This is a genomic window from Streptomyces sp. NPDC088147, from assembly GCF_044741565.1.
GTDB lineage: Bacteria > Actinomycetota > Actinomycetes > Streptomycetales > Streptomycetaceae > Streptomyces.
In genome coordinates, this window is sequence record NZ_JBIUSY010000002.1 from 944839 (window position 1) to 965661 (window position 20823).

General features: G+C 70.5%; 18 protein-coding genes. 12 read left to right on the forward strand and 6 right to left on the reverse strand.

Annotation, left to right across the window (positions count from 1 at the left end):
* Nucleotides 1-144: 144 nt before the first annotated feature.
* The 6 genes from ftsZ (at nucleotide 145) to ACIOGX_RS09430 (ending at nucleotide 5208) form a co-directional block, all read left to right on the forward strand.
* The gene (ftsZ, locus tag ACIOGX_RS09405) at nucleotides 145-1359 is read left to right on the forward strand and encodes a cell division protein FtsZ (protein ID WP_401911614.1); all 1215 of its coding nucleotides are present in this window, start codon (nucleotides 145-147) and stop codon (nucleotides 1357-1359) included.
* A complete protein-coding gene (gene pgeF, locus ACIOGX_RS09410) occupies nucleotides 1356-2084 on the forward strand; it encodes a peptidoglycan editing factor PgeF (protein WP_401763137.1) in 729 nt (242 codons plus the stop codon). Before ftsZ ends, pgeF begins: the two co-directional genes overlap by 4 nt.
* 7 nt (nucleotides 2085-2091) lie before the next feature.
* Nucleotides 2092-2811 (forward strand): YggS family pyridoxal phosphate-dependent enzyme, encoded by a 720-nt coding sequence (locus ACIOGX_RS09415; RefSeq protein ID WP_401911617.1) that lies wholly within the window; start codon nucleotides 2092-2094, stop codon nucleotides 2809-2811.
* A gap of 123 nt (nucleotides 2812-2934) precedes the next feature.
* Nucleotides 2935-3552, forward strand: coding sequence for a cell division protein SepF (locus ACIOGX_RS09420; RefSeq protein ID WP_356507253.1), 618 nt, complete (start codon nucleotides 2935-2937; stop codon nucleotides 3550-3552).
* 92 nt (nucleotides 3553-3644) lie between these two features.
* Nucleotides 3645-3941, forward strand: coding sequence for a YggT family protein (locus ACIOGX_RS09425; RefSeq protein WP_030353517.1), 297 nt, complete (start codon nucleotides 3645-3647; stop codon nucleotides 3939-3941).
* A 49-nt stretch (nucleotides 3942-3990) separates the two neighbouring features.
* A complete protein-coding gene (locus ACIOGX_RS09430; protein ID WP_356507255.1) occupies nucleotides 3991-5208 on the forward strand; it encodes a DivIVA domain-containing protein in 1218 nt (405 codons plus the stop codon).
* Nucleotides 5209-5709: 501 nt separating this feature from the next.
* Here ACIOGX_RS09430 and ileS read toward each other — a convergent pair.
* Entirely contained in the window at nucleotides 5710-8859 is a 3150-nt protein-coding gene (gene ileS, locus ACIOGX_RS09435) for an isoleucine--tRNA ligase (RefSeq protein ID WP_401912054.1), read from the reverse strand.
* Between the two features lie 581 nt (nucleotides 8860-9440).
* Here ileS and ACIOGX_RS09440 point away from each other — a divergent pair.
* The 5 genes from ACIOGX_RS09440 (at nucleotide 9441) to ACIOGX_RS09460 (ending at nucleotide 14083) form a co-directional block, all read left to right on the forward strand.
* Nucleotides 9441-10259 carry a TraR/DksA family transcriptional regulator gene (locus ACIOGX_RS09440; RefSeq protein ID WP_401911621.1) on the forward strand — a complete coding sequence of 273 codons (819 nt, stop codon included), beginning with the start codon at nucleotides 9441-9443 and terminating at the stop codon, nucleotides 10257-10259.
* Nucleotides 10260-10319: 60 nt separating this feature from the next.
* Nucleotides 10320-10877, forward strand: a complete 558-nt coding sequence (lspA, locus tag ACIOGX_RS09445) for a signal peptidase II (RefSeq protein ID WP_129766841.1) — start codon at nucleotides 10320-10322, stop codon at nucleotides 10875-10877.
* Nucleotides 10878-10938: 61 nt separating this feature from the next.
* Nucleotides 10939-11880 carry an RluA family pseudouridine synthase gene (locus ACIOGX_RS09450; protein ID WP_129766840.1) on the forward strand — a complete coding sequence of 314 codons (942 nt, stop codon included), beginning with the start codon at nucleotides 10939-10941 and terminating at the stop codon, nucleotides 11878-11880.
* Entirely contained in the window at nucleotides 11877-12380 is a 504-nt protein-coding gene (locus ACIOGX_RS09455; RefSeq protein WP_401911626.1) for a GNAT family N-acetyltransferase, read from the forward strand. Before ACIOGX_RS09450 ends, ACIOGX_RS09455 begins: the two co-directional genes overlap by 4 nt.
* Before the next feature lie 116 nt (nucleotides 12381-12496).
* Nucleotides 12497-14083, forward strand: a complete 1587-nt coding sequence (locus ACIOGX_RS09460) for a Na+/H+ antiporter (RefSeq protein ID WP_401911629.1) — start codon at nucleotides 12497-12499, stop codon at nucleotides 14081-14083.
* Nucleotides 14084-14098: 15 nt separating this feature from the next.
* Here ACIOGX_RS09460 and ACIOGX_RS09465 read toward each other — a convergent pair whose 3' ends face one another.
* The gene (locus tag ACIOGX_RS09465; protein ID WP_356507264.1) at nucleotides 14099-15253 is read right to left on the reverse strand and encodes a mechanosensitive ion channel domain-containing protein; all 1155 of its coding nucleotides are present in this window, start codon (nucleotides 15251-15253) and stop codon (nucleotides 14099-14101) included.
* Between the two features lie 43 nt (nucleotides 15254-15296).
* On the opposite strand from ACIOGX_RS09465, the gene ACIOGX_RS09470 reads away from it, so the two are divergent.
* Entirely contained in the window at nucleotides 15297-15866 is a 570-nt protein-coding gene (locus ACIOGX_RS09470; protein ID WP_383967241.1) for a dienelactone hydrolase family protein, read from the forward strand.
* Nucleotides 15867-15899: 33 nt separating this feature from the next.
* Here the strand turns inward: ACIOGX_RS09470 and ACIOGX_RS09475 are convergent, their stop codons facing one another.
* The 4 genes from ACIOGX_RS09475 to ACIOGX_RS09490 form a co-directional block, all read right to left on the reverse strand.
* Nucleotides 15900-17555, reverse strand: coding sequence for an alkaline phosphatase D family protein (locus ACIOGX_RS09475; protein WP_401911633.1), 1656 nt, complete (start codon nucleotides 17553-17555; stop codon nucleotides 15900-15902).
* 132 nt (nucleotides 17556-17687) lie between these two features.
* Nucleotides 17688-18503 carry a DsbA family protein gene (locus ACIOGX_RS09480; RefSeq protein WP_356507270.1) on the reverse strand — a complete coding sequence of 272 codons (816 nt, stop codon included), beginning with the start codon at nucleotides 18501-18503 and terminating at the stop codon, nucleotides 17688-17690.
* A gap of 51 nt (nucleotides 18504-18554) precedes the next feature.
* Nucleotides 18555-19238, reverse strand: a complete 684-nt coding sequence (locus tag ACIOGX_RS09485; RefSeq protein WP_401911636.1) for a hypothetical protein — start codon at nucleotides 19236-19238, stop codon at nucleotides 18555-18557.
* A gap of 72 nt (nucleotides 19239-19310) precedes the next feature.
* On the reverse strand, nucleotides 19311-20651 hold the full coding sequence (locus ACIOGX_RS09490) for a DUF2252 domain-containing protein (protein ID WP_401763153.1): 1341 nt from the start codon (nucleotides 20649-20651) through the stop codon (nucleotides 19311-19313).
* Nucleotides 20652-20823 lie beyond the last annotated feature (172 nt).

A 20823-nucleotide genomic window follows, 5' to 3' on the forward strand; every position in this document is an offset into this window, starting at 1 on the left:
AGTCCAAGAAGCGGACACACTGGTAACCCTGAACTTCAACGTGAGGGTTTGGGTCGGCGTTTCGGACCGTCCCATCGGCATCAGTCGTCGCGGCGCCACATCAGCGAAGCGACGACACGTAACTCGAGGCGAGAGGCCTTCGACGTGGCAGCACCGCAGAACTACCTCGCAGTCATCAAGGTCATCGGTGTCGGCGGCGGTGGTGTCAATGCCATCAACCGAATGATCGAGGTCGGCCTCAAGGGCGTTGAGTTCATCGCGATCAACACCGACGCGCAAGCCCTGTTGATGAGCGACGCCGACGTCAAGCTCGACGTCGGCCGTGAACTCACCCGTGGCCTCGGCGCCGGAGCCAACCCGGCAGTCGGCCGCAAGGCGGCAGAGGACCACCGCGAGGAGATCGAGGAGGTCCTCAAGGGGGCCGACATGGTCTTCGTCACCGCCGGCGAGGGCGGCGGCACCGGCACCGGCGGCGCGCCCGTCGTCGCCAATATCGCCCGCTCGCTCGGCGCCCTCACGATCGGTGTGGTCACCCGCCCGTTCACCTTCGAGGGCCGTCGCCGCGCGAACCAGGCGGAGGACGGCATCGCCGAACTCCGCGAAGAGGTCGACACCCTCATCGTCATCCCCAACGACCGGCTGCTGTCCATCTCGGACCGCCAGGTCAGCGTCCTCGACGCGTTCAAGTCCGCGGACCAGGTGCTGCTGTCGGGTGTCCAGGGCATCACCGACCTCATCACCACCCCCGGCCTGATCAACCTCGACTTCGCCGACGTCAAGTCCGTGATGTCCGAGGCGGGCTCCGCGCTCATGGGCATCGGCTCGGCCCGCGGCGACGACCGCGCGGTGGCCGCCGCCGAGATGGCGATCTCCTCGCCGCTCCTCGAAGCGTCCATCGACGGCGCCCGCGGTGTCCTGCTCTCCATCTCCGGCGGTTCCGACCTCGGTCTCTTCGAGATCAACGAGGCGGCGCAGCTGGTCAGCGAGGCGGCCCACCCCGAGGCCAACATCATCTTCGGCGCCGTCATCGACGACGCCCTGGGCGACGAGGTACGGGTCACCGTGATCGCGGCCGGCTTCGACGGCGGACAGCCGCCGACCCGGCGCGAGACCGTACTCGGCGCGGGCTCCTCGAAGCGCGACGAGCAGACGGCGCCCTCCCGGTCCTCGGACACGGGCCGCTCCTCGGGCGGACTGGGCACCGTACCGCCGCGCGAGGACATCCCGGTCAAGTCCGAGCCCATTCCCGCGATCAACGAGAAGCCGCTCTCCCCGGTGAACCCGCCGCAGGTTCCCCCGGCCCGTCCCTACCAGGACAGCCAGGCCGAGGAGCTGGACGTTCCGGACTTCTTGAAGTGATACGACAGCACGAAACACGGAGCGGCGCGCACTTCGCCTTCACCGACCGGTGGGGCGGGGTGAGCGCCGCTCCGTACGATCAGCTCAATCTCGGCGGCGCGGTCGGCGACGACCCCGGGGCCGTACGCACCAACCGGGAACTCGCCGCGAAGGCGCTGGCGCTCGACCCCGCGCGGGTCGTCTGGATGAACCAGGTGCACGGCCGCGATGTGACCGTCGTCGAAGGGCCGTGGACGAGCGCCGACATCCCGGCCGTCGACGCGATCGTCACACCGCGCAGCGGACTGGCACTCGCCGTACTCACCGCGGACTGCGTTCCGCTGCTGCTGGCCGACCCGGTCGCCGGGGTCGCGGCCGCCGCCCACGCCGGCCGTCCCGGTCTGGTCGCCGGGATCGTCCCGGCCGCCGTCGAGGCGATGATCACACTCGGCGCGGAACCGTCCCGGATCACCGCCCGTACCGGACCGGCCGTCTGCGGTCGCTGCTACGAAGTCCCGGCGCGGATGCGGGACGAGGTCGCCGCCGTCGTACCGGAGGCCCACTCCGAGACCAGCTGGTCCACCCCGGCCGTGGATGTCGTCGCCGGGGTCCACGCACAGCTCGACGCGCTCGGGGTCCGTGACCGGCAGCGCTCGGCGGTCTGCACACTGGAGTCGGACGACCACTATTCGTACCGCCGCGACCGCACCACCGGACGGCTCGCCGGCTATGTCTGGCTGGACTGATAAGCACATGAAGGACCGGAAGACCGAACTCGCCGCGAATCTGGCGATGGTGGAGGAACGTATCTCCTCCGCCTGCGCCGCCGCCGGGCGCGCGCGGGACGAGGTGACCCTGATCGTGGTCACCAAGACCTACCCCGCGAGCGATGTCCGGCTGCTCCATGAACTCGGTGTGCGGCACGTCGCCGAGAACCGTGACCAGGATGCCGCGCCCAAGGCGGCTGCCTGTGCGGATTTGTCGCTGACCTGGCATTTTGTTGGTCAATTGCAGACGAACAAGGTCCGTTCCGTAGCCAGTTACGCCGAAGTCGTGCAGTCTGTCGACCGGCTCAAGCTCGTGTCCGCTCTCTCCGCCGCGGCGGTGCGCGCGGACCGCGAGCTGACCTGTCTGATTCAGGTCGCCCTCGACGCGGAGTCCGGTGAGCGCGGTGAGCGGGGCGGCACGGCACCCGACGGAATTGAGGAGTTGGCCACAGCGGTGGCCGGTTCGCCAGGACTGCGGCTCGGCGGTCTGATGACCGTGGCGCCGCTCGCCGGACCGTACGCGGGACGGCAACAGGCGGCGTTCGAGCGGCTGCTGGAATTCTCATCCCGCCTACGCGCGGACCATCCGGCTGCGAACATGGTCTCAGCAGGGATGAGTGCGGACCTCGAGGACGCCGTGAAGGCCGGTGCGACACATGTACGCGTCGGTACGGCGGTACTCGGAGTCCGACCCAGCCTCGGGTAACGTCGCGAAGAAAGTCGGACCACGGCAGAAAATATGGTCATTTCGCCAAAAAGCGGACAGGCCTAGTGGATCGCGGGCACTTGGTGACGAGGCCGATCCACCACAGAGCGGAGGACTCAGAGCATGGCCGGCGCGATGCGCAAGATGGCGGTCTACCTCGGCCTCGTGGAGGACGATGGGTACGACGGCCGGGGCTTCGACCCCGACGACGATTTCGAACCCGAGCCGGAGCCCGAGCGGGAGCACCGGCGCCACCAGCCCGTGCGCCAGCCGGAGCGGGAAGAGCCGGTACGGGTGCCCCAGCCACCCGCGCAGCGCGAGCGCGAGCGCGAGCCGGTGTCGCTAGCGGCAGAAAGCGGACGTCCCGCACGAATCGCCCCCGTGGCGTCCATCACACCTGAACGTCCGAGTCTGGAGAAGAACGCACCGGTGATCATGCCCAAGGTTGTGTCCGAGCGGGAGCCCTACCGCATCACCACGCTGCACCCGAGGACCTACAACGAGGCCCGTACTATCGGGGAACACTTCCGCGAGGGCACTCCAGTGATCATGAATCTGACCGAGATGGACGACACCGATGCGAAGCGACTTGTCGACTTTGCCGCGGGACTTGTCTTCGGTCTCCATGGCAGCATTGAGCGAGTGACCCAGAAGGTGTTCCTGCTGTCTCCTGCTAACGTCGATGTCACGGCGGAGGACAAGGCCCGCATCGCAGAGGGCGGGTTCTTCAACCAGAGCTAGGAAGCAGCACCGGGAACGACCCGGTCGCACGGCGGGAAACAACCCGGCGGGCGGCCGGACCAGAGTGAGCCAGGGGAGAGGGAAGCAGCGGGATGGGCGTCGCACTACAGGTGGTTTACATCGCGCTGATGTGCTTCCTCATCGTGCTTATTTTCCGGTTGGTCATGGACTACGTCTTCCAGTTCGCCCGCTCATGGCAGCCCGGCAAGGCGATGGTGGTCGTTCTGGAGGCCACCTACACTGTCACCGATCCACCGCTCAAGCTTCTGCGGCGGTTCATCCCGCCGTTGCGTCTCGGGGGCGTGGCACTCGACCTGTCCTTCTTCGTTCTGATGATCATCGTTTACATCCTGATCTCGCTTGTGAGCAACCTGGCGAGGGGAATGTGAACGATACGGTCTTGCCGACTGCCGACGACTACGTAGAGGTGAAGTAGAGATGCCGTTGACCCCTGAGGACGTGCGGAACAAGCAGTTCACGACCGTCCGCCTCCGAGAAGGCTACGACGAGGACGAGGTCGATGCCTTTCTCGACGAGGTCGAGGCCGAACTGACCCGCCTGCTCCGCGAGAACGAGGACCTGCGCGCCAAGCTGGCCGCCGCCACGCGTGCCGCCGCGCAGAACCAACAGCAGCAGGGTATGCGGAAGCCACCCGAACAGCAGGAACGGCCGGGTGCCCCGGTACCCGCCGCCATATCCGGACCGCCGCAGCAGCAGCAGCCCCCGCAGATGGGTCCCCCCCAGCTGCCCGGTGGTGCTCCGCAGCTGCCCGCGGGTCCGAGCGCGCACGGTCACGGCCCCGGTCCGCAGGGTCATGACCCGCGGGGTCAGCACGGCCCCGGACCGATGGGCCAGGGCGGCCCCATGCAGCAGGGTGGCCCGATGCAGGGCGGTCCCATGCAGCAGGGCGGCCCCATGGGCCAGGGCGGTCCGATGCAGGGCGGTCCCATGCAGCAGGGCGGTCCCATGGGTGGACCGATGGGCGGCCCCATGGGCGGCCACGGCCCGGGGATGCAGCAGCCCGGTCAGGGCCCCGGCGGCGACAGTGCCGCGCGGGTCCTCTCGCTCGCCCAGCAGACCGCCGACCAGGCGATCGCCGAGGCGCGCTCCGAGGCCAACAAGATCGTCGGTGAGGCGCGCAGCCGTGCCGAGGGTCTGGAGCGGGACGCACGTGCCAAGGCGGACGCTCTGGAGCGGGACGCGCAGGAGAAGCACCGCGTGGCGATGGGCTCCCTGGAGTCCGCGCGCGCGACGCTGGAGCGCAAGGTCGAGGACCTGCGCGGCTTCGAGCGCGAGTACCGTACGCGGCTGAAGTCCTACCTGGAGAGCCAGCTGCGTCAGCTGGAGACCCAGGCCGACGACTCGCTGGCCCCGCCGCGGACCCCGGCGACCGCGTCGCTGCCGCCGTCGCCTTCCATGGCTCCGGCCGGTGCGGGTGCGATGGGACACAGCATGGGCAACCCGTCCATGGGCGGTTCCATGGGTGGATCCATGGGCGGCCACACGCCCTCGCCGGGTCCGTCGTACGGCGGTCAGCAGCAGATGTCGCCGGCGATGACCCAGCCGATGGCACCGGTGCGGCCGCAGGCGCCGCAGCCGATGCAGCAGGCGCCGTCGCCGATGCGGGGCTTCCTGATCGACGAGGACGACAACTGACGGGCGGCGTGCGCGCGAGCAGCGCGTAGCCGTCGGCAGGCTGAGGGGCTGGGCCCGGGGTTTTCACCCCGGGCCCAGCCCCTTTTTGTGGGCGGGCGGGGGTTCCGGTGCGGGTGCGGGTGCGGGTGCGGTGGCCGTCGGCGTGGGCCGCTGCGCGGGGTTGTCCCCTGGCCCGCCCCTTCCCGAAACCGGGGCGAGCCCCGGACCCCGGCCTCCGGTGTTCCGGTGGGGTGGGGGGCGGGGGTTGGCCCCGCGTCCCTGGGCGCCCGCTTCGCGGCGCCGGGTGTCCGGCGCCATCGTGCGGGTGCGGGTGTGGGCCGCTGTGTGGGGTTGTCCCCTGGCCCGCCCCTTCTCGGCACCGGGGCGTGCCCCGGTGCAGCCCCGCGCTTCCCGCGCTGTGGTTTCGCCGTGCTGGGCTCCTGGGGGGGGCGGGGCGCGGCCTCACGCGCGGGCCCCCGGGCCGCGCCGTTCTGGCGCGGACCGGGGGCCCGGACCGGGGTGTCAGATCTTGCGGAGGCGGAACGTGAGCGACAGGCCCTCGTCCGTGAAGGGGGCGCCGTACGCCTCGTCCGCTTCGCCCGTGGCGAAGTCCGTCGCGAGGACCTCCTCCGAGATCAGCGGGGCGTGGGCCGTCAGGGCCTCCGTGGTGGACGGGGACGACGCCGTCCAGCGGACCGCGATGCGGTCCGCCACGTCGAGGCCGCTGTTCTTGCGGGCCTCCTGGATGAGGCGGATCGCGTCACGGGCCAGGCCCGCCAGGCGCAGTTCCGGGGTGATCTCCAGGTCCAGGGCGACCGTCGCGCCGGAGTCCGAGGCGACCGACCAGCCCTCGCGCGGGGTCTCCGTGATGATCACCTCGTCGGGGGCGAGCGAGATCGCCTCGCCGTCCACGGTCACCGTGGCCGTACCGTCGCGCAGCGCGGCGGACAGGGCCGCCGCGTCCGCTTCCGCCACGGCCTTGGCCACCGCCTGGACGCCCTTGCCGAAGCGCTTGCCCAGCGCGCGGAAGTTCGCCTTGGCCGTGGTGTCGACCAGTGAGCCGCCCACCTCGGCGAGCGTCGCCAGCGAGGAGACGTTCAGCTCCTCGGTGATCTGGGCGCGCAGTTCGGGGGAGAGGTCCTCGAAGCCCGTCGCCGCGATCAGCGCGCGGGACAGCGGCTGGCGGGTCTTCACGCCCGACTCGGCGCGCGTCGCGCGGCCCAGCTCCACCAGCCTGCGTACCAGCGTCATATGGCGCGAGAGCGCCGGATCGATCGCCGTGAGGTCGGCCTGCGGCCAGCCGGCCAGATGGACCGACTCCTCCGCCTCGGCCGTCACCGGCACGATCATGTCCTGCCAGACCCGCTCGGTGATGAACGGGGTCAGCGGGGCCATCAGCCGCGTGACCGTGTCGACCACCTCGTGCAGCGTGCGCAGCGCCGCCTTGTCGCCCTGCCAGAAGCGGCGGCGCGAGCGGCGTACGTACCAGTTGGAGAGATCGTCGACGAAGGCCGACAGCAGCTTGCCGGTGCGCTGGGTGTCGTACGCCTCCATCGCCTGCGTGGTCTGGTCGACCAGCGCGTGCAGCTCGCTCAGCAGCCAGCGGTCGAGCAGCGGGCGGTCGGCCGGCGCCGGATCGGCCTCGCTGGGCGCCCAGTTGGAGGTGCGCGCGTACAGGGCCTGGAAGGCGACGGTGTTCCAGTACGTGAGCAGCGTCTTGCGGACGACCTCCTGGATCGTGCCGTTGCCCACCCGGCGGGCCGCCCACGGGGAGCCGCCGGCGGCCATGAACCAGCGGACCGCGTCGGCGCCGTGCTGGTCCATCAGCGGGATCGGCTGGAGGATATTGCCCAGGTGCTTGGACATCTTGCGGCCGTCCTCGGCGAGGATGTGGCCGAGACAGACCACGTTCTCGTACGACGACTTGTCGAAGACCAGCGTGCCGACGGCCATCAGCGTGTAGAACCAGCCGCGCGTCTGGTCGATCGCCTCCGAGATGAACTGCGCCGGGTAGCGCTTCTCGAAGAGGTCCTTGTTCTTGTACGGGTAGCCCCACTGCGCGAACGGCATCGAACCCGAGTCGTACCAGGCGTCGATGACCTCCGGGACCCGGACGGCCTCCAGTGCACAGCCCTCGGTGGGGCAGCCGAACGTGACCTCGTCGATGAACGGGCGGTGCGGGTCCAGCGCCGACTGGTCGGTGCCCGTCAGCTCGCTCAGCTCCGCGCGCGAGCCCACGCACGTCAGGTGGTTGTCCTCGCAGCGCCAGATGGGCAGCGGGGTGCCCCAGTAGCGGTTGCGGGACAGCGCCCAGTCGACGTTGTTGTTCAGCCAGTCCCCGTACCGGCCGTGCTTGACCGAGTCCGGGAACCAGTTGGTCTTCTCGTTCTCCTCCAGCAGCCGGTCCTTGATGGCCGTCGTACGGATGTACCAGGACGGCTGCGCGTAGTAGAGGAGCGCGGTGTGGCAGCGCCAGCAGTGCGGATAGCTGTGCTCGTACGGCACATGGCGCAGCAGCAGCCCGCGCTCGCGCAGGTCCTCGGTGAGCGCTTCGTCCGCCTTCTTGAAGAAGACCCCGCCGACCAGCGGGACGTTCTCCTCGAACGTGCCGTCGGGACGGACCGGGTTCACGACCGGAAGGCCGTACGAGCGGCAGACCTTGAGGTCGTCCTCGCCGAACGCCGGGGACTGGTGGACCAGGCCCGTACCGTCCTCGGTCGTGACGTACTCGGCGTTGACGACGTAGTGCGCCTCGGTCCCGTCCGGGAAGTCGATCAGCGTGAAGGGGCGGTCGTACGTCCAGCGTTCCATCTCGCGGCCGGTGAACGTCTCGCCGGTGGCCTCCCACCCCTCGCCCAGCGCCTTCTCCAGCAGCGGCCGGGCGACGACGAGCTTCTCCTCGCCGTTCGTCGCGACGACGTACTCCACGTCGGGGTGCGCGGCGACGGCGGTGTTCGAGACCAGCGTCCAGGGGGTGGTCGTCCAGACCAGCAGCGCCGCCTCGCCCGCGAGCGGCCCCGAGGTGAGCGGGAAGCGGACGAAGACCGAGGGGTCGACGATCGTCTCGTACCCCTGGGCCAGCTCGTGGTCGGACAGGCCCGTCTGGTCGCGCGGACACCAGGGCGCGACGCGGTAGTCCTGGACCAGCAGGCCCTTGTTGAAGATCTCCTTCAGCGACCACCAGACGGACTCGACGTACTCCGGGTCCATCGTGCGGTACGCGTCGTCCAGATCGACCCAGTACCCCATGCGCGTCGTCAGCTCGGCGAAGGCGTCGGTGTGCCGGGTCACGGACTCGCGGCACTTGGCGTTGAACGCGGCGATGCCGTACGCCTCGATGTCCTTCTTGCCGGTGAAGCCCAGCTCCTTCTCGACGGCCAGCTCCACGGGTAGGCCGTGGCAGTCCCAGCCGGCCTTCCGGGCGACGTGGTAGCCGCGCATGGTGCGGAAGCGCGGGAAGACGTCCTTGAAGACACGGGCCTCGATGTGGTGCGCGCCCGGCATGCCGTTGGCGGTGGGCGGGCCCTCGTAGAAGACCCACTCGGGGCGGCCCTCGGACTGTTCGAGGCTCTTGTCGAAGACCTTGCTCTCGCGCCAGAAATCGAGCACGGCGTGTTCCAGCGCGGGCAGGTCGACCTGGGCGGGCACCTGGCGGTACTGGGGCGGGGTCACTGGTGTCATGGGGCGCTTCCTCCGGCGGAACTGCGGCATCTCCGTCGGAGGGACGAGAGCAGTGCTCCCGCGGTACCACCCTCCTTGGCCCCGGACGTGCGCCGCCCGTGGCCCCCTCATTGGGGTCGCGCTGCCGGTTCTACTCGCTCCGGTCGGACCGGGGCTTTCTTCCGGCGGCTCCGGGGTGATGCTTCACGCCGCGCTCTGCCCCCGGGCTCTCACCGTCCCCGGGTCGCTCATGGCCGCGTACGACGCTACTCGTCCCCATCCACGCCTCTCGCTCGGCCCAGTGTACGGGGCCGGGCGAGGCGCGGCCGACCGGATTTCGCCGGGAGCGCCGTACGGCCGAACGTATGACCCGAATGGTTATACCGGCCCTGGTGGGCTCGCCGGCGGATCGGCGGCGGCCCGCCGGCGGATTACCGGGCGGCGAGCTGGGCACAACGGAGGCAGGCTGGTCTTGTCACCGACGTGGGGAGGGGTCGATCCGGCGGCGTGCCCCGTTGCCGCGGGGCTGGGGTCGATTTATCGTCCCAGCACGATTCGCGAGCAAGATCACCCTATGTGAAGGGGCCGCGGCCATGGTGGCGAAGAAGTCCGCCGCGAAGAAGACGACCGCGGCGAAACCGGCGACCGAGAGCGCGGCCAGGACCACGGCGAAGGCCACGGCGAAGAAGACCCAGGCCAAGAAGGCACAGGCCAAGAAAGCACCGGCCAAGAAGGCACCGGCCAAGAAGTCCGCGGCGAAGAAGACGACCAAGAAGGCACCGGCGAAGAGGACGGCCGCGAAGAAGTCCGCGGCCGAGAAGGCGGCGCCCGGCCGGGCTGCCGCCGGTGAGACCGCGAAGAAGGCCGCGTCCGCGGCCGAGGGGGCGGCCCAGGCCGCGGAACAGACGGGAGCCAGCACAGTGGGAGCGAAGAAGACCGCGGGCGGCGGGGGTACGGCGGCCGGATCGGGGGCCGCGACGGCCGTCCCCACCGCGCGCGCCGCGGCCACACCCCCGGAGGAGCTGGCCGTACGGCCGGGCGAGGATCCCTGGACGCCGGAGGAGGTCGCGGCGGCCCGCGCCGTGCTGGAGAGCGAGGCGGCCAGACTGCGCGCCGAGATCACCTCGTCCGAGACGTCGCTGGCCGGGCTGATGCGGGACTCGGGCGACGGCGCCGGTGACGACGACGCGGACACCGGCACGAAGAACATCACGCGGGAGCACGAGATGTCGCTCGCCGCCAACGCCCGCGAGATGCTGGAGCAGACCGAGCGGGCGCTCCAGCGGCTCGACGCCGGTACGTACGGGCTCTGCGAGATCTGCGGAAAGCCGATCGGCAAGGCCAGGATGCAGGCGTTTCCGCGGGCCACACTCTGTGTGGAGGACAAGCAGAAGCAGGAACGTCGAGGCTGAACGCGTACGCGTGTGCCGTACGCTCGTCCTCAGTCAGGTACCTAGGGTTGAGGGACTCACGTGGCAGAGGCGGAGCGCATCAGTACGCCGGAGGTTGACGACGAGGCTGCGGCTGCCGCCGGACAGCCCAGAGGGAAGCGCAGGATCGCCGCCCTCTTCGCCGTCGCCGTGGTGGCTTATCTGCTGGACCTCAGCAGCAAGATGCTCGTGGTGGCCAAGCTGGAGCACCACGAGCCGATCGAGGTGATCGGTGATCTGCTGAAGTTCGAGGCGATCAGGAACCCGGGCGCCGCGTTCGGTATCGGCGAGGCGTTCACGGTGATCTTCACGTGTATCGCGGCGGCCGTGATCGTGGTGATCGCCCGGCTGGCCCGCAAGCTCTACAGCCTGCCCTGGGCGTTCGCGCTGGGCCTGCTGCTCGGTGGCGCGCTGGGCAATCTCACCGACCGGATCTTCCGTTCGCCCGGCGTCTTCCAGGGCGCCGTGGTCGACTTCATCGCGCCCGCGCACTTCGCGGTGTTCAATCTCGCCGACTCCGCGATCGTCTGCGGCGGCTTCCTCATCGTGCTGCTGTCGTTCCGGGGCCTCGACCCCGACGGGACCGTCCACAAGGACTGAGGGGCCGAGGGGCCGAGGACATGCGGTCCGGCGCCCTGTGGCCACAAGGCATACTCGACGGGTGAGCTTTCCCGAGATCAGAACGCTGCCCGTGCCCGATGGCCTGGAGGGCGAGCGCGTCGACGCCGCCATCGCCCGTATGTTCGGGTTTTCCCGTACGAAGGCGGCCGAGCTGGCCGCCTCCGGGAAGGTCCAGGTCGACGGCGCCGTCGTCGGGAAGTCCGAGCGTGTCAACGGCGGGGCCTGGCTGGAGGTCGAGATGCCACCGGCCGCCGTCCCCGTACAGATCGTGGCCGAGCCCGTCGAGGGCATGGAGATCGTGCACGACGACGACGACATCGTGGTGATCGTCAAGCCGGTCGGCGTCGCCGCGCACCCCAGCCCCGGCTGGAGCGGTACGACCGTCATCGGCGGCCTGGCCGCCGCCGGCTATCGCATCTCCACCTCGGGGGCGGCCGAGCGGCAGGGCATCGTGCACCGGCTGGACGTCGGGACCTCCGGGCTGATGGTGGTGGCCAAGTCGGAGCGCGCGTACACCCTGCTCAAGGCGCAGTTCAAGGAGCGGGTCGTCGACAAGCGCTACCACGCGCTGGTGCAGGGCCACCCGGACCCGATGAGCGGGACCATCGACGCCCCCATCGGCCGCCATCCGAACCACGACTACAAGTGGGCGGTCACCGCCGAGGGCAAGCCGTCGGTGACGCACTACGACCTGATCGAGGCGTTCCGGTCGGCCTCGCTGCTGGACATCAAGCTGGAGACGGGCCGTACGCACCAGATCCGGGTGCACATGTCCGCCCACCGCCATCCCTGTGTGGGCGATCTGACCTACGGCGCCGATCCGACGCTGGCCAAGCGGCTGGGGCTGACGCGGCAGTGGCTGCACGCCGTACGGCTCGGCTTCGAGCATCCGTCGGACGGGCGGTGGGTGGAGTACTCCAGCGGCTACCCCGACGACCTCCAGGGCGCGCTGGACAAGGTCAGGGCGGAGAGCAACGGATGACCGCGCGCGAGGACGGCACCGGCAGCGGCTCAGGCTCCGGCTTCCTGGTGCGGATCGCGGCCGGAGCGGCGGACACCGAGGCGTGCTTCGCGGTCCGCAAGCAGGTCTTCGTCGTCGAGCAGCGGGTCTCCGAGGACATCGAGTACGACGGCCGTGACGCGTGGGCGCTCCAGCTGCTCGCGATCCGCGCGGACGGGGTGCCGCTGGGCACCGCGCGGCTGCTGTACGGGCCCGAGGCAGCCGACAGGACCGGCGGGGACCCGTCCGTCGGTTCGCTGGGACGGCTGGCGGTCGTCGCGGAGGCGCGTGGGCTCGGTATCGGCGTGGCGCTGGTACGGGCCGTCGAGGACGCGGCCCGCGAGCGCGGGCTCACGGTGGTGGACCTGCACGCGCAGTCGCACGCGCTGGGCTTCTACGAGCGGCTGGGATACGCGGCGTACGGCCCCGAGTTCCAGGACGCGGGCATCGCGCACCGCTCGATGCGGCGGACGCTCGCGTAGCCCGCCCGGCGACCTCCCGTGCCCCCCTCGGGAGGTTCGGACAGCGTGCGTGACAGGCTGGAGGCCCTGACCACCGACGTCTGCCGTAAGGCTTTCGATCACCGGAGGGCCCTACCGTGGACCAGTTGGCGCTGCTGCTCGTGCTGTTGCTCGGCGCGGTGGTCACGGTGCCGCTCGGGGAGCGGCTCGGGCTGCCCTCGCCGGTACTGATGACCCTGGTGGGGATCGTCCTGGCGCTGCTGCCGTTCGTACCGAACGTGCAGGTGCCGCCGGACTTCATCCTTCCGCTGCTGCTGCCGCCCCTGCTGTACGCCGCCGTACAGCGCACCTCCTGGCGGCAGTTCGCGGCGAATGTACGCCCCATCCTGCTGCTCGCGGTCGCGCTGGTCTTCGTGACGACGGCGGCCGTCGCGGCGGTGGCCAACTCCATCGTGCCCGGACTGCCGATCGCCGCCGCGGTCGCGCTCGGCGCGCTGGTCGCCCCGCCCGATCCGGTGGCCGCGACCGCCGTCGCGGGCTCCCTCGGACTGCCCCGGCGGCTGGTCTCGATCCTGGAGGGCGAGGGGCTCTTCAACGATGTCACCGCGATCGTGCTCTACCACGTGGCGATCGCCGCGGTGGTCAGCGGAACGTTCTCCTGGCCGAGCGCGGTCGGCTCGCTCGTCCTGTCCGCGGTGGTCGCCGTGGCGGTGGGGCTCGCGCTCGGCTGGATCTCCAACAAGGTGATGTCGCTGCTCGGAGACGCGACGCTACAGATCGGACTCTCGCTGCTGGTGCCGTTCGTCAGCTATGTGCTGGCGGAGGAGCTGCACGGCTCGGGCGTGCTCGCCGTGCTGACCACCGCGCTCTTCCTGGCCACGCACACGGCGGACGCCGACGATGTGATGGGGCGGCTGGCCGGCAACTCCTTCTGGCAGATCGTCGACACGCTGGTCACCGGCGTCGCCTTCGGTCTGATCGGGCTGGAGCTGCACAACGCCTTCGGCGGGGCGGGCGGCCGGACGTCCGAGATGCTCGGCTGGGGCGCGGCCGTCATCGGCGTCGTCGTGTTCGTACGGCTCCTGTGGCTGCTGCCCGCGACCTGGCTGGCCAAGCGGATGCACAAGCTCCGCGACTACGACGAGGAGATCCCGACCAGCTGGCGCGAGACCGTGGTCATGTGGTGGGCCGGGATGCGCGGGGTGGCCTCGGTCGCCCTGGCGCTGGCGATCCCGCTGAAGACCGACAGCGGCGAGCCGTTCCCCGGCCGCGAGGAGATCATCTTCATCGCGTTCGCGGTCATCATGGCCACCCTGGTCATCCAGGGCCTGACCCTGCCCTGGCTGGTACGGAGGCTCGGCGTACGGGCGGACACGAACGCGGAACGGGAGCTGGAGCACTCGCTCGCCATCCGCGCCGCCAGGGCGGCCAAGCGCCGGCTCAAGGAGATCGAGGAGGTCGAGGAGCTGCCGGAGGAGATCAGTGAGCGGCTCCAGCGCGGCGCGGGCGACATCGGGGTGCGGATCAGCCCCGATCTGATCGACGACGAGCGGCGTGAGTGGGTCACCAAGCGGGTGGAGCGCATCAAGACCGTCCAGCGCATCCAGCGCGAGATGATGTCGGCGGCCCGCCACGAGGTGCTCTCGGCCCGCAACGAGCCGGGCTCGAACCCCGAGATCGTGGACCGCGTCCTGCGCCATCTGGACGTACGCAGCATGCGCTGAACGCCTGCCGCGGCCTCAGCCGCGGCCCGTGCGGGGCCGCTCGGTGTCCTCGTCACGGCCGGGCGTCTCCTCCGCGGCGCGCTCGTCGCGCTCCGTCCGCTCGGCGGCCAGCGGGCTCCGGCCGCGCGGGAGGAGCCCGTGGGCGAGATCCGTCGAGATCCTCGGCAGCGCGTACGGATGGTTCTCCACCAGCCAGCCGATCATCTGCTCCCGTACCGCGCAGCGCACCGTCCAGATGTCGTCCGCGTCCTTGGCCGTGACCACGGCGCGCACCTCCATCGTGGTGGTGGCGGTGTCGGTCACCGCCAGATTCCAGGACCTGCCGTCCCAGGCCGGGCAGGCTCGCAGGATCTCGTGGAGCTTCTCGCGCATCGGCCCCATCGGCGCCGAGTGGTCCAGCTGGAAGAAGACGGTGCCGGTCATCTGGACCCCGCCGCGCGACCAGTTCTCGAAGGGCTTGCTGGTGAAGTACGACACCGGCATCGTGATGCGCCGCTCGTCCCAGGTCCGTACGGCGAGGAAGGTGAGCGTGACCTCCTCGACCACGCCCCACTCGCCGTCCACCACCACCGTGTCGCCGATCCGCACCATGTCCCCGAACGCGATCTGGAAGCCCGCGAAGAGATTGCCGAGCGTGGACTGCGCGGCGACACCGGCGACGATGCCGATGATGCCCGCGGAGGCCAGGATCGAGGTGCCGACGGCCCGCATGTCGGGGAAGGTGAGCAGGATCGCCGCCGCCGCGACCACCGCGACGACCGCCGTCACGATCCGCATGATCAGCGTCACCTGCGTACGGACCCGGCGCAGGCGGGCCGCGTCCCGGGTCGAGGCCGCGTACCGGGCGTACGTGGACTCCACCGTCGCCGAGACGACCCCCACCACCAGCCAGGCACCGGCGCCGATGAGCACCAGCGTGAGCGCCCGGCCGATCCCGTCGTGGTGGTTCTCGATGATCCGCCACCGGGTCTCCCGGAACGAACCGCGCAGCAGGGCCGCGAGCAGGACCACCTGGAGCGGCAGCCGGCAGCGCCGGAGCAGCCCCCACAGCGGGGTCTCCGGGTGCCGGACATCCGCGCGGCGCAGCACCAGGTCGACGACCCAGCCGAGCGCGAGCGTCAGCAGCACCGAGCCGCCGAGCACGAGAAGTGGGCGCAGTACGTTCTCCATGGCTCCCTCGTCGGGTTCCGATACGGGCTGGCAGGATGGCCGGATGGACATCATGCTCTTCCATTCCGTCCACGGTCTGCGCCCGGCCGTGCACACCGCGGCGGACCGGCTGCGTGCCGCCGGACACCAGGTGCGCGTGCCCGACCTCTTCGAGGGCCAAACCGCGACCTCTGTGGAGGAGGGTATGGCCTTGAAGGACAAGATCGGCAAGGACGAACTGCTGCGCCGCGCGGTGCTGGCCGCCGCGCCGTACTCGGAACGCGGTCTGGTGTACGCGGGTTTCTCGCTCGGCGGCTCGATCGCGCAGAACCTGGCGCTGGGCGACAGCAAGGCGCGCGGGCTGCTGCTGTTGCACGGTACGTCCGACATCGCGGAGAACGCGTCGGTGGACGATCTGCCCGTACAACTGCATGTCGCGGATCCCGACCCGTTCGAGACGCACGACTGGTTGACCGCCTGGTACCTGAAGATGCGGCAGGCCGGGGCCGATGTGGAGATCTACCGCTACCCGGGGGCAGGGCATCTCTACACCGACCCCGGTCTGCCGGACTACGACGAGGCGGCAGCCGAGGCGACCTGGCGGACCGGGCTCGCCTTCATCGACTCGCTCTGAGGTGGTGCCGGGCCGGTCAGCGGGTCCAGCGGGTCAGCGGACGGGCTGCTCGGCCCGTTCCACCCGCTGTGAGCCCGACGCGGTGCGGTACGAGCGGGCCCAGGAGGAGGTCGCGGCGGGGTCGGTCCGGTCGGAGACCGTGTAGTAGTCCATCTGCGTCCGCTCGGCCGTGACATCGAGCACGCCGTAGCCGTGCTGGTCCATGTCCACCCACTTCACATGGCGGTTGGCGGCCCTGACCGCGGCGGACGCGACCACCGAGAGCGTCCCGGCCGGTACGTGCAGCAGGTCGTCCAGGTTGTCGGAGGTGACCGAGGTGACCACGAACTCCGTGGCGGCGGAGCGGGAGAGCGGATACGTGGCCGCCGTGACCGGCACCTCGTTGGCCCAGGCCATATGGATGTCACCGGTCAGGAACACCGTGTTCCGGATCCCGCGCCCGGTCAGATGCGCGAGCAGCTCCTTGCGGTCGTCCGTGTAGCCGTCCCACTGGTCGACGTTGACGGCGAGGCCCTCCTTGGGCAGACCGAGCAACTCGGCTATCGGGCCCAGCAGGTGGGCGGGCAGCGAGCCGAAGGCGACCGGCGAGATCATCACCGACGTACCGACCAGCTTCCAGGCGGCGTCCGATCCCGCCAGGCCCGCCTTCAGCCAGTCGAGCTGGGCGCGGCCGGTGATCGTACGGTCCGGATCGTCCACCGCGCCGTCGCCGATCGTCGTCTGCCGGGAGCGGAAGGACCGCAGATCCAGCAGATGGAGGTCGGCGAGCGCGCCGAAACGCAGCCTGCGGTAGACGGTGCCCTCGGTGGAGGCGCGGACGGGCATCCACTCGAAGTACGCCTGCCTGGCGGCTGCCGCCCGGTCGGCCCAGGCGCCCTCCGTACCGGGCGTGTGGTTCTCCGCGCCGCCCGACCAGGCGTCGTTGGCGAACTCGTGGTCGTCCCAGATGGCGATCACGGGATGGGCGGCGTGCAGCGCCCGCAGATCGTCGTCGGTCTTGTAACGGCCGTGGCGCGCGCGGTAGTCGGCGAGGCTGATGATCTCGTGCGTCGGTTCGTGCTGCCGTACGACACCGTCCGTCCCCGGGAAGCCGCCGGTCGCGTACTCGTAGAGGTAGTCGCCGAGATGGAGGACGGCGTCGAGGTCGGCGCGGGCGGCCAGATGCCGGTACGCGGAGAAGTAGCCGGCCTCCCAGTTGGCGCAGGAGACCACGCCGAAGCGCACCCCGGGGGTGGCGGCGCCGGGCGCGGGCGCCGTGCGCGTACGGCCGACGGGGGAGACCGTGCCGCCCGCGGTGAACCGGAAGTAGTGGACGGCCGCCTGGCGCAGCCCTCTGACATCGACCTTGACCGTATGGTCCGACGCGGCCCGCGCGGTGGTGGTCCCCCGGGCGACGACGGACGCGAACCGCTGGTCCTCGGCGACCTCCCAGAATATTTCGGTGTCCGCTCCCCTGCCCGAGCCGGGCACGGCGTCGGGGGAGGGGGTGACCCGGGTCCACAACAGGACGCCGTCGGGGAGCGGATCGCCGGAGGCGACACCGTGGAGGAAGGCGGGGGCCTCGGCGGCGGAGGCCGCGGCGGAGCCGCCGAGAACGACCGGGGCGGCGAGAGCGGTGGCGGCGGCGGTGGCGGCAGCGGCTTTGACGACCGTGCGGCGACGCGGCGAAGGAGCCGGGAGACTGGTCACGGACGATCAGATTACTGACCGGTATGGCGACGGGGCAGACGAACCGGGAATATTCGCCTGCCCGTCGGACACCGGCTGCCTGACGGTCACGGCCCGGAGGGTTCCCGCCTCCGGGCCGGGTCGTTCACCCCGTCAGCCCTTGAGGGCCTTGGTGACCGCGGCGTTGAACTCCGCCACCGTCATGGGCGGGTTGTCGGTGCCCTCGGCGGTGAGCTGCTTGCCGTCCAGCTTCAGCGTGGGAGTGCCCTTCACCCCGCTCTTGTCGAAGGCGGCGGACATCTTCATCGCCCAGGCGTCGTACGTACCGTCCGTGACGTCCTTCTGGAACGCCTTGTTGCCCTTGAGCCCGCTCACCGAGTCCGCCACCTCGATCAGATAACTGTCCTTGGCGAACTTGTCCGTGGTCTCCTCGGGGTGGAACTTCGCCGAGTAGAGCGCGGTCTTGTACTGGAGGAACGCCTCGGGGCTCACATTGAGGGCCGCGCCCAGCGCCGACAGGGCGTTCTTGGAGCCCGTGCCGTTGTCGGAGTTGTCGATGAAGGTCGCGCCGACATACTTGATCTTGAACGTGCCGGAGTCGACGCCGTTCTGGACGGTCTCGCCGACCGTCTGCTCGAAGGTCGCGCAGACCGGGCAGCGGGAGTCCTCGTACAGCTCCAGCGTGTTCTTGGCGTCCGCCTTGCCGATGACGACGGTCGTACCGTCCGTGCCCTCGGTGTTCTTCGGGGCGACGACGGACTTCTCGTCCTTCATCGCCTCCCAGTGCGAGGGCTTGTTGGCCTGGACGACGGCGAAGCCCACGCCGCCGGCTATCGCGAGGACCACGACGGCCGAGCCGAGGACGACGAGCTGGCGGCGGATCCTGTCCTTCTTCGCCTGCCGTTCGCGCTCCTCGCGCAGCCGCTCGCGGGCTGCCGCCTTGTTGGCCTGGTTGTTGCGTGCGCTCATGATGGTTTCACTCCGTGTGATGACGTAACTGCTGCGGGGGACGGGCGCGGCTCAGACAGCGCTGAGCGCGGGGCGCGGCGGTCCCCGCCGTCCTACGGAGTGCACGAGAAGGCGGGTACGGGACGGCCGCGGGCGGTCCGCCGGGCGTGGCCCGCGCCGTACGGCCCGGCGGACCGTGCCCGCCGCCGCCACGGCGATCAGCAGCGGCCGGAAGGCGCAGGCGCCCGCGGCCCGGACCAGCCGGGACAGCGCGGATTCGCCGTGCCGCAGCCAGAACGCGGCGAGCAGCCCGATCGAGACATGGGCCGCCAGCAGCAGCCAGGGCAGAGCCGGGTCGGGAGAGTTCAGCAGCGGGGCCGTGGCGCCCTCGGGGGAGGCCACACCGGGCAGCGGCGTACCGAAGGCTCCCCCGCACAGGACATCGAAGCCGACCGAGCGCAGCGGCCCCGCTATGGGGCCGCCGGCCGGGCCGTAACAGACGTTCTGACCGCTGGTGAAGACGGTGTCCGCGGCCAGTTCGAGCGGGACGAGCAGGGCGGCGATCCGCCAGAAGCCCCGCTCGCGGCCCGCCGCCGCGTAGGCGACCAGGAACACCACGACGCCGATCACGGCGACGACGGACAGCGGCAGCGGGGCCCGGGACAGCAGCACATGCGAGCCCGCGGACAGTGTCACGACCAGTGCCGTGAACAGTGCTGCCCGCGCCGCCCTGAGCCGCGTCCCGGATATGTCCATCGTCGCCGAGTGTGCCATGCGTCCCTGTAAGCGGTCCCTAAGGATCCGGACAGGACCTGGAGCCGGCCGGGCTCAGCCCAGCCGGCCGTTGCGGAACAGGTCGACGAAGATCTGGTGGTCCGCCCTGGCCCGCGCGCCGTACGTGTGCGCGAAGTCCACCAGCAGCGCGCCGAAGCCCTCCTCGTCGGCCGCGATCGCCGCGTCGATGGAGCGCTCCGTGGAGAACGGCACCAGCGAGTGGCCGCTCTCGTCGTCCGCCGCCGAGTGCATCGTGGCCGTCGCGCGGCCGAGGTCGGCGACGACCGCCGCGATCTCCTCGGGGTCGTCCAGGTCCGACCAGTCCAGGTCCACGGCGTACGGCGAGACCTCCGCCACCAGCTGCCCGATCCCGGCCAGCTCGGTCCAGCCCAGCCACGGGTCGGCGTGGGCCTGGAGGGCCCGTTGCGAGATCACCGTGCGGTGGCCCTCGTGCTGGAAGTACTCCCGTACGGCCCGGTCCGTGATGTGCCGCGAGACCGCCGGGGTCTGCGCCTGCTTCATATAGATCACGACGTCGTTCTCCAGGGCGTCGCTGTTGCCCTCCAGCAGGATGTTGTACGAGGGCAGGCCCGCGGAGCCGATGCCGATGCCGCGCCGTCCGACGACGTCCTTCACGCGGTACGAGTCGGGACGGGCCAGGCTGGACTCGGGCAGGGTCTCCAGATAGCCGTCGAAGGCCGCGAGGATCTTGTAGCGGGTGGCGGCGTCCAGCTCTATGGAGCCGCCGCCCGGCGCGAAGCGGCGCTCGTACTCCCTGATCTCGGTCATCGAGTCGAGCAGCCCGAAGCGGGTCAGCGCGCGGGCCGAGCGCAGGGCGGTGAGCAGCGGGCCCTGCGCCGTGTCCAGGGTGAAGGGCGGGACCTCGTCGTTCTTGGCGCCGGCGGCCAGCGCGTGGATCCGCTCGCGATAGGCGCCCGCGTAGATCTCCACCAGTTCGGTGATCTGCCCGTCACTGAGCGCTTTCGTGTAGCCGATCAGGGCGAGGGAGGCGGCGAAGCGCTTCAGGTCCCAGGTGAAGGGGCCGACGTACGCCTCGTCGAAGTCGTTGACGTTGAAGATCAGCCGGCCGTTGGCGTCCATGTACGTGCCGAAGTTCTCGGCGTGCAGATCGCCGTGGATCCACACCCGTCCGGTGCGTTCGTCGAGGAAGGGGCCGGTGACCCCGCTCGCCGTACGCTCCCGCTCCAGGTCGTGGTAGAAGAGGCACGCCGTGCCCCGGTAGAAGGCGAACGCGGAGGCCGCCATCTTCCGGAACTTCACCCGGAACGCGGCTGGATCGGCCGCCAGAAGCTCGCCGAAAGCGGTGTCGAAAACGGCGAGAATCTCCTCGCCGCGCTGCTCATCGGCTGCTTCAACGGGTCGCGGGACCGACATCGCGGGGTGCCTCCTGGTGCATGACAGTGGAGTGGGGGGCCTGCGCCCCTCCGAACGGGCAACGCGTGACGCTACTCGCGAGTGCCCGCCGCTGTCAGTCCCGAGACGTAGACTTCGAGGCTGTTCCCCAGGGCTGTCAGCAGCCCCGCGGGACCCCGGGTTCACCCCTGGA

What these genes read in the sequence shown, in the direction of transcription:
- ACIOGX_RS09415 (WP_401911617.1), top strand. Translation starts at nt 2,092, where the DNA reads ATGAAGGACCGGAAGACCGAACTCGCCGCGAATCTGGCGATGGTGGAG.
- ACIOGX_RS09420 (WP_356507253.1), top strand. Translation starts at nt 2,935, where the DNA reads ATGGCCGGCGCGATGCGCAAGATGGCGGTCTACCTCGGCCTCGTGGAG.
- ACIOGX_RS09425 (WP_030353517.1), top strand. Translation starts at nt 3,645, where the DNA reads ATGGGCGTCGCACTACAGGTGGTTTACATCGCGCTGATGTGCTTCCTC.
- ACIOGX_RS09430 (WP_356507255.1), top strand. Translation starts at nt 3,991, where the DNA reads ATGCCGTTGACCCCTGAGGACGTGCGGAACAAGCAGTTCACGACCGTC.
- ACIOGX_RS09440 (WP_401911621.1), top strand. Translation starts at nt 9,441, where the DNA reads ATGGTGGCGAAGAAGTCCGCCGCGAAGAAGACGACCGCGGCGAAACCG.
- ACIOGX_RS09455 (WP_401911626.1), top strand. Translation starts at nt 11,877, where the DNA reads ATGACCGCGCGCGAGGACGGCACCGGCAGCGGCTCAGGCTCCGGCTTC.
- ACIOGX_RS09465 (WP_356507264.1), bottom strand. Translation starts at nt 15,253, where the DNA reads ATGGAGAACGTACTGCGCCCACTTCTCGTGCTCGGCGGCTCGGTGCTG.
- ACIOGX_RS09470 (WP_383967241.1), top strand. Translation starts at nt 15,297, where the DNA reads ATGGACATCATGCTCTTCCATTCCGTCCACGGTCTGCGCCCGGCCGTG.
- ACIOGX_RS09480 (WP_356507270.1), bottom strand. Translation starts at nt 18,503, where the DNA reads ATGAGCGCACGCAACAACCAGGCCAACAAGGCGGCAGCCCGCGAGCGG.
- ACIOGX_RS09485 (WP_401911636.1), bottom strand. Translation starts at nt 19,238, where the DNA reads ATGGACATATCCGGGACGCGGCTCAGGGCGGCGCGGGCAGCACTGTTC.
- ACIOGX_RS09490 (WP_401763153.1), bottom strand. Translation starts at nt 20,651, where the DNA reads ATGTCGGTCCCGCGACCCGTTGAAGCAGCCGATGAGCAGCGCGGCGAG.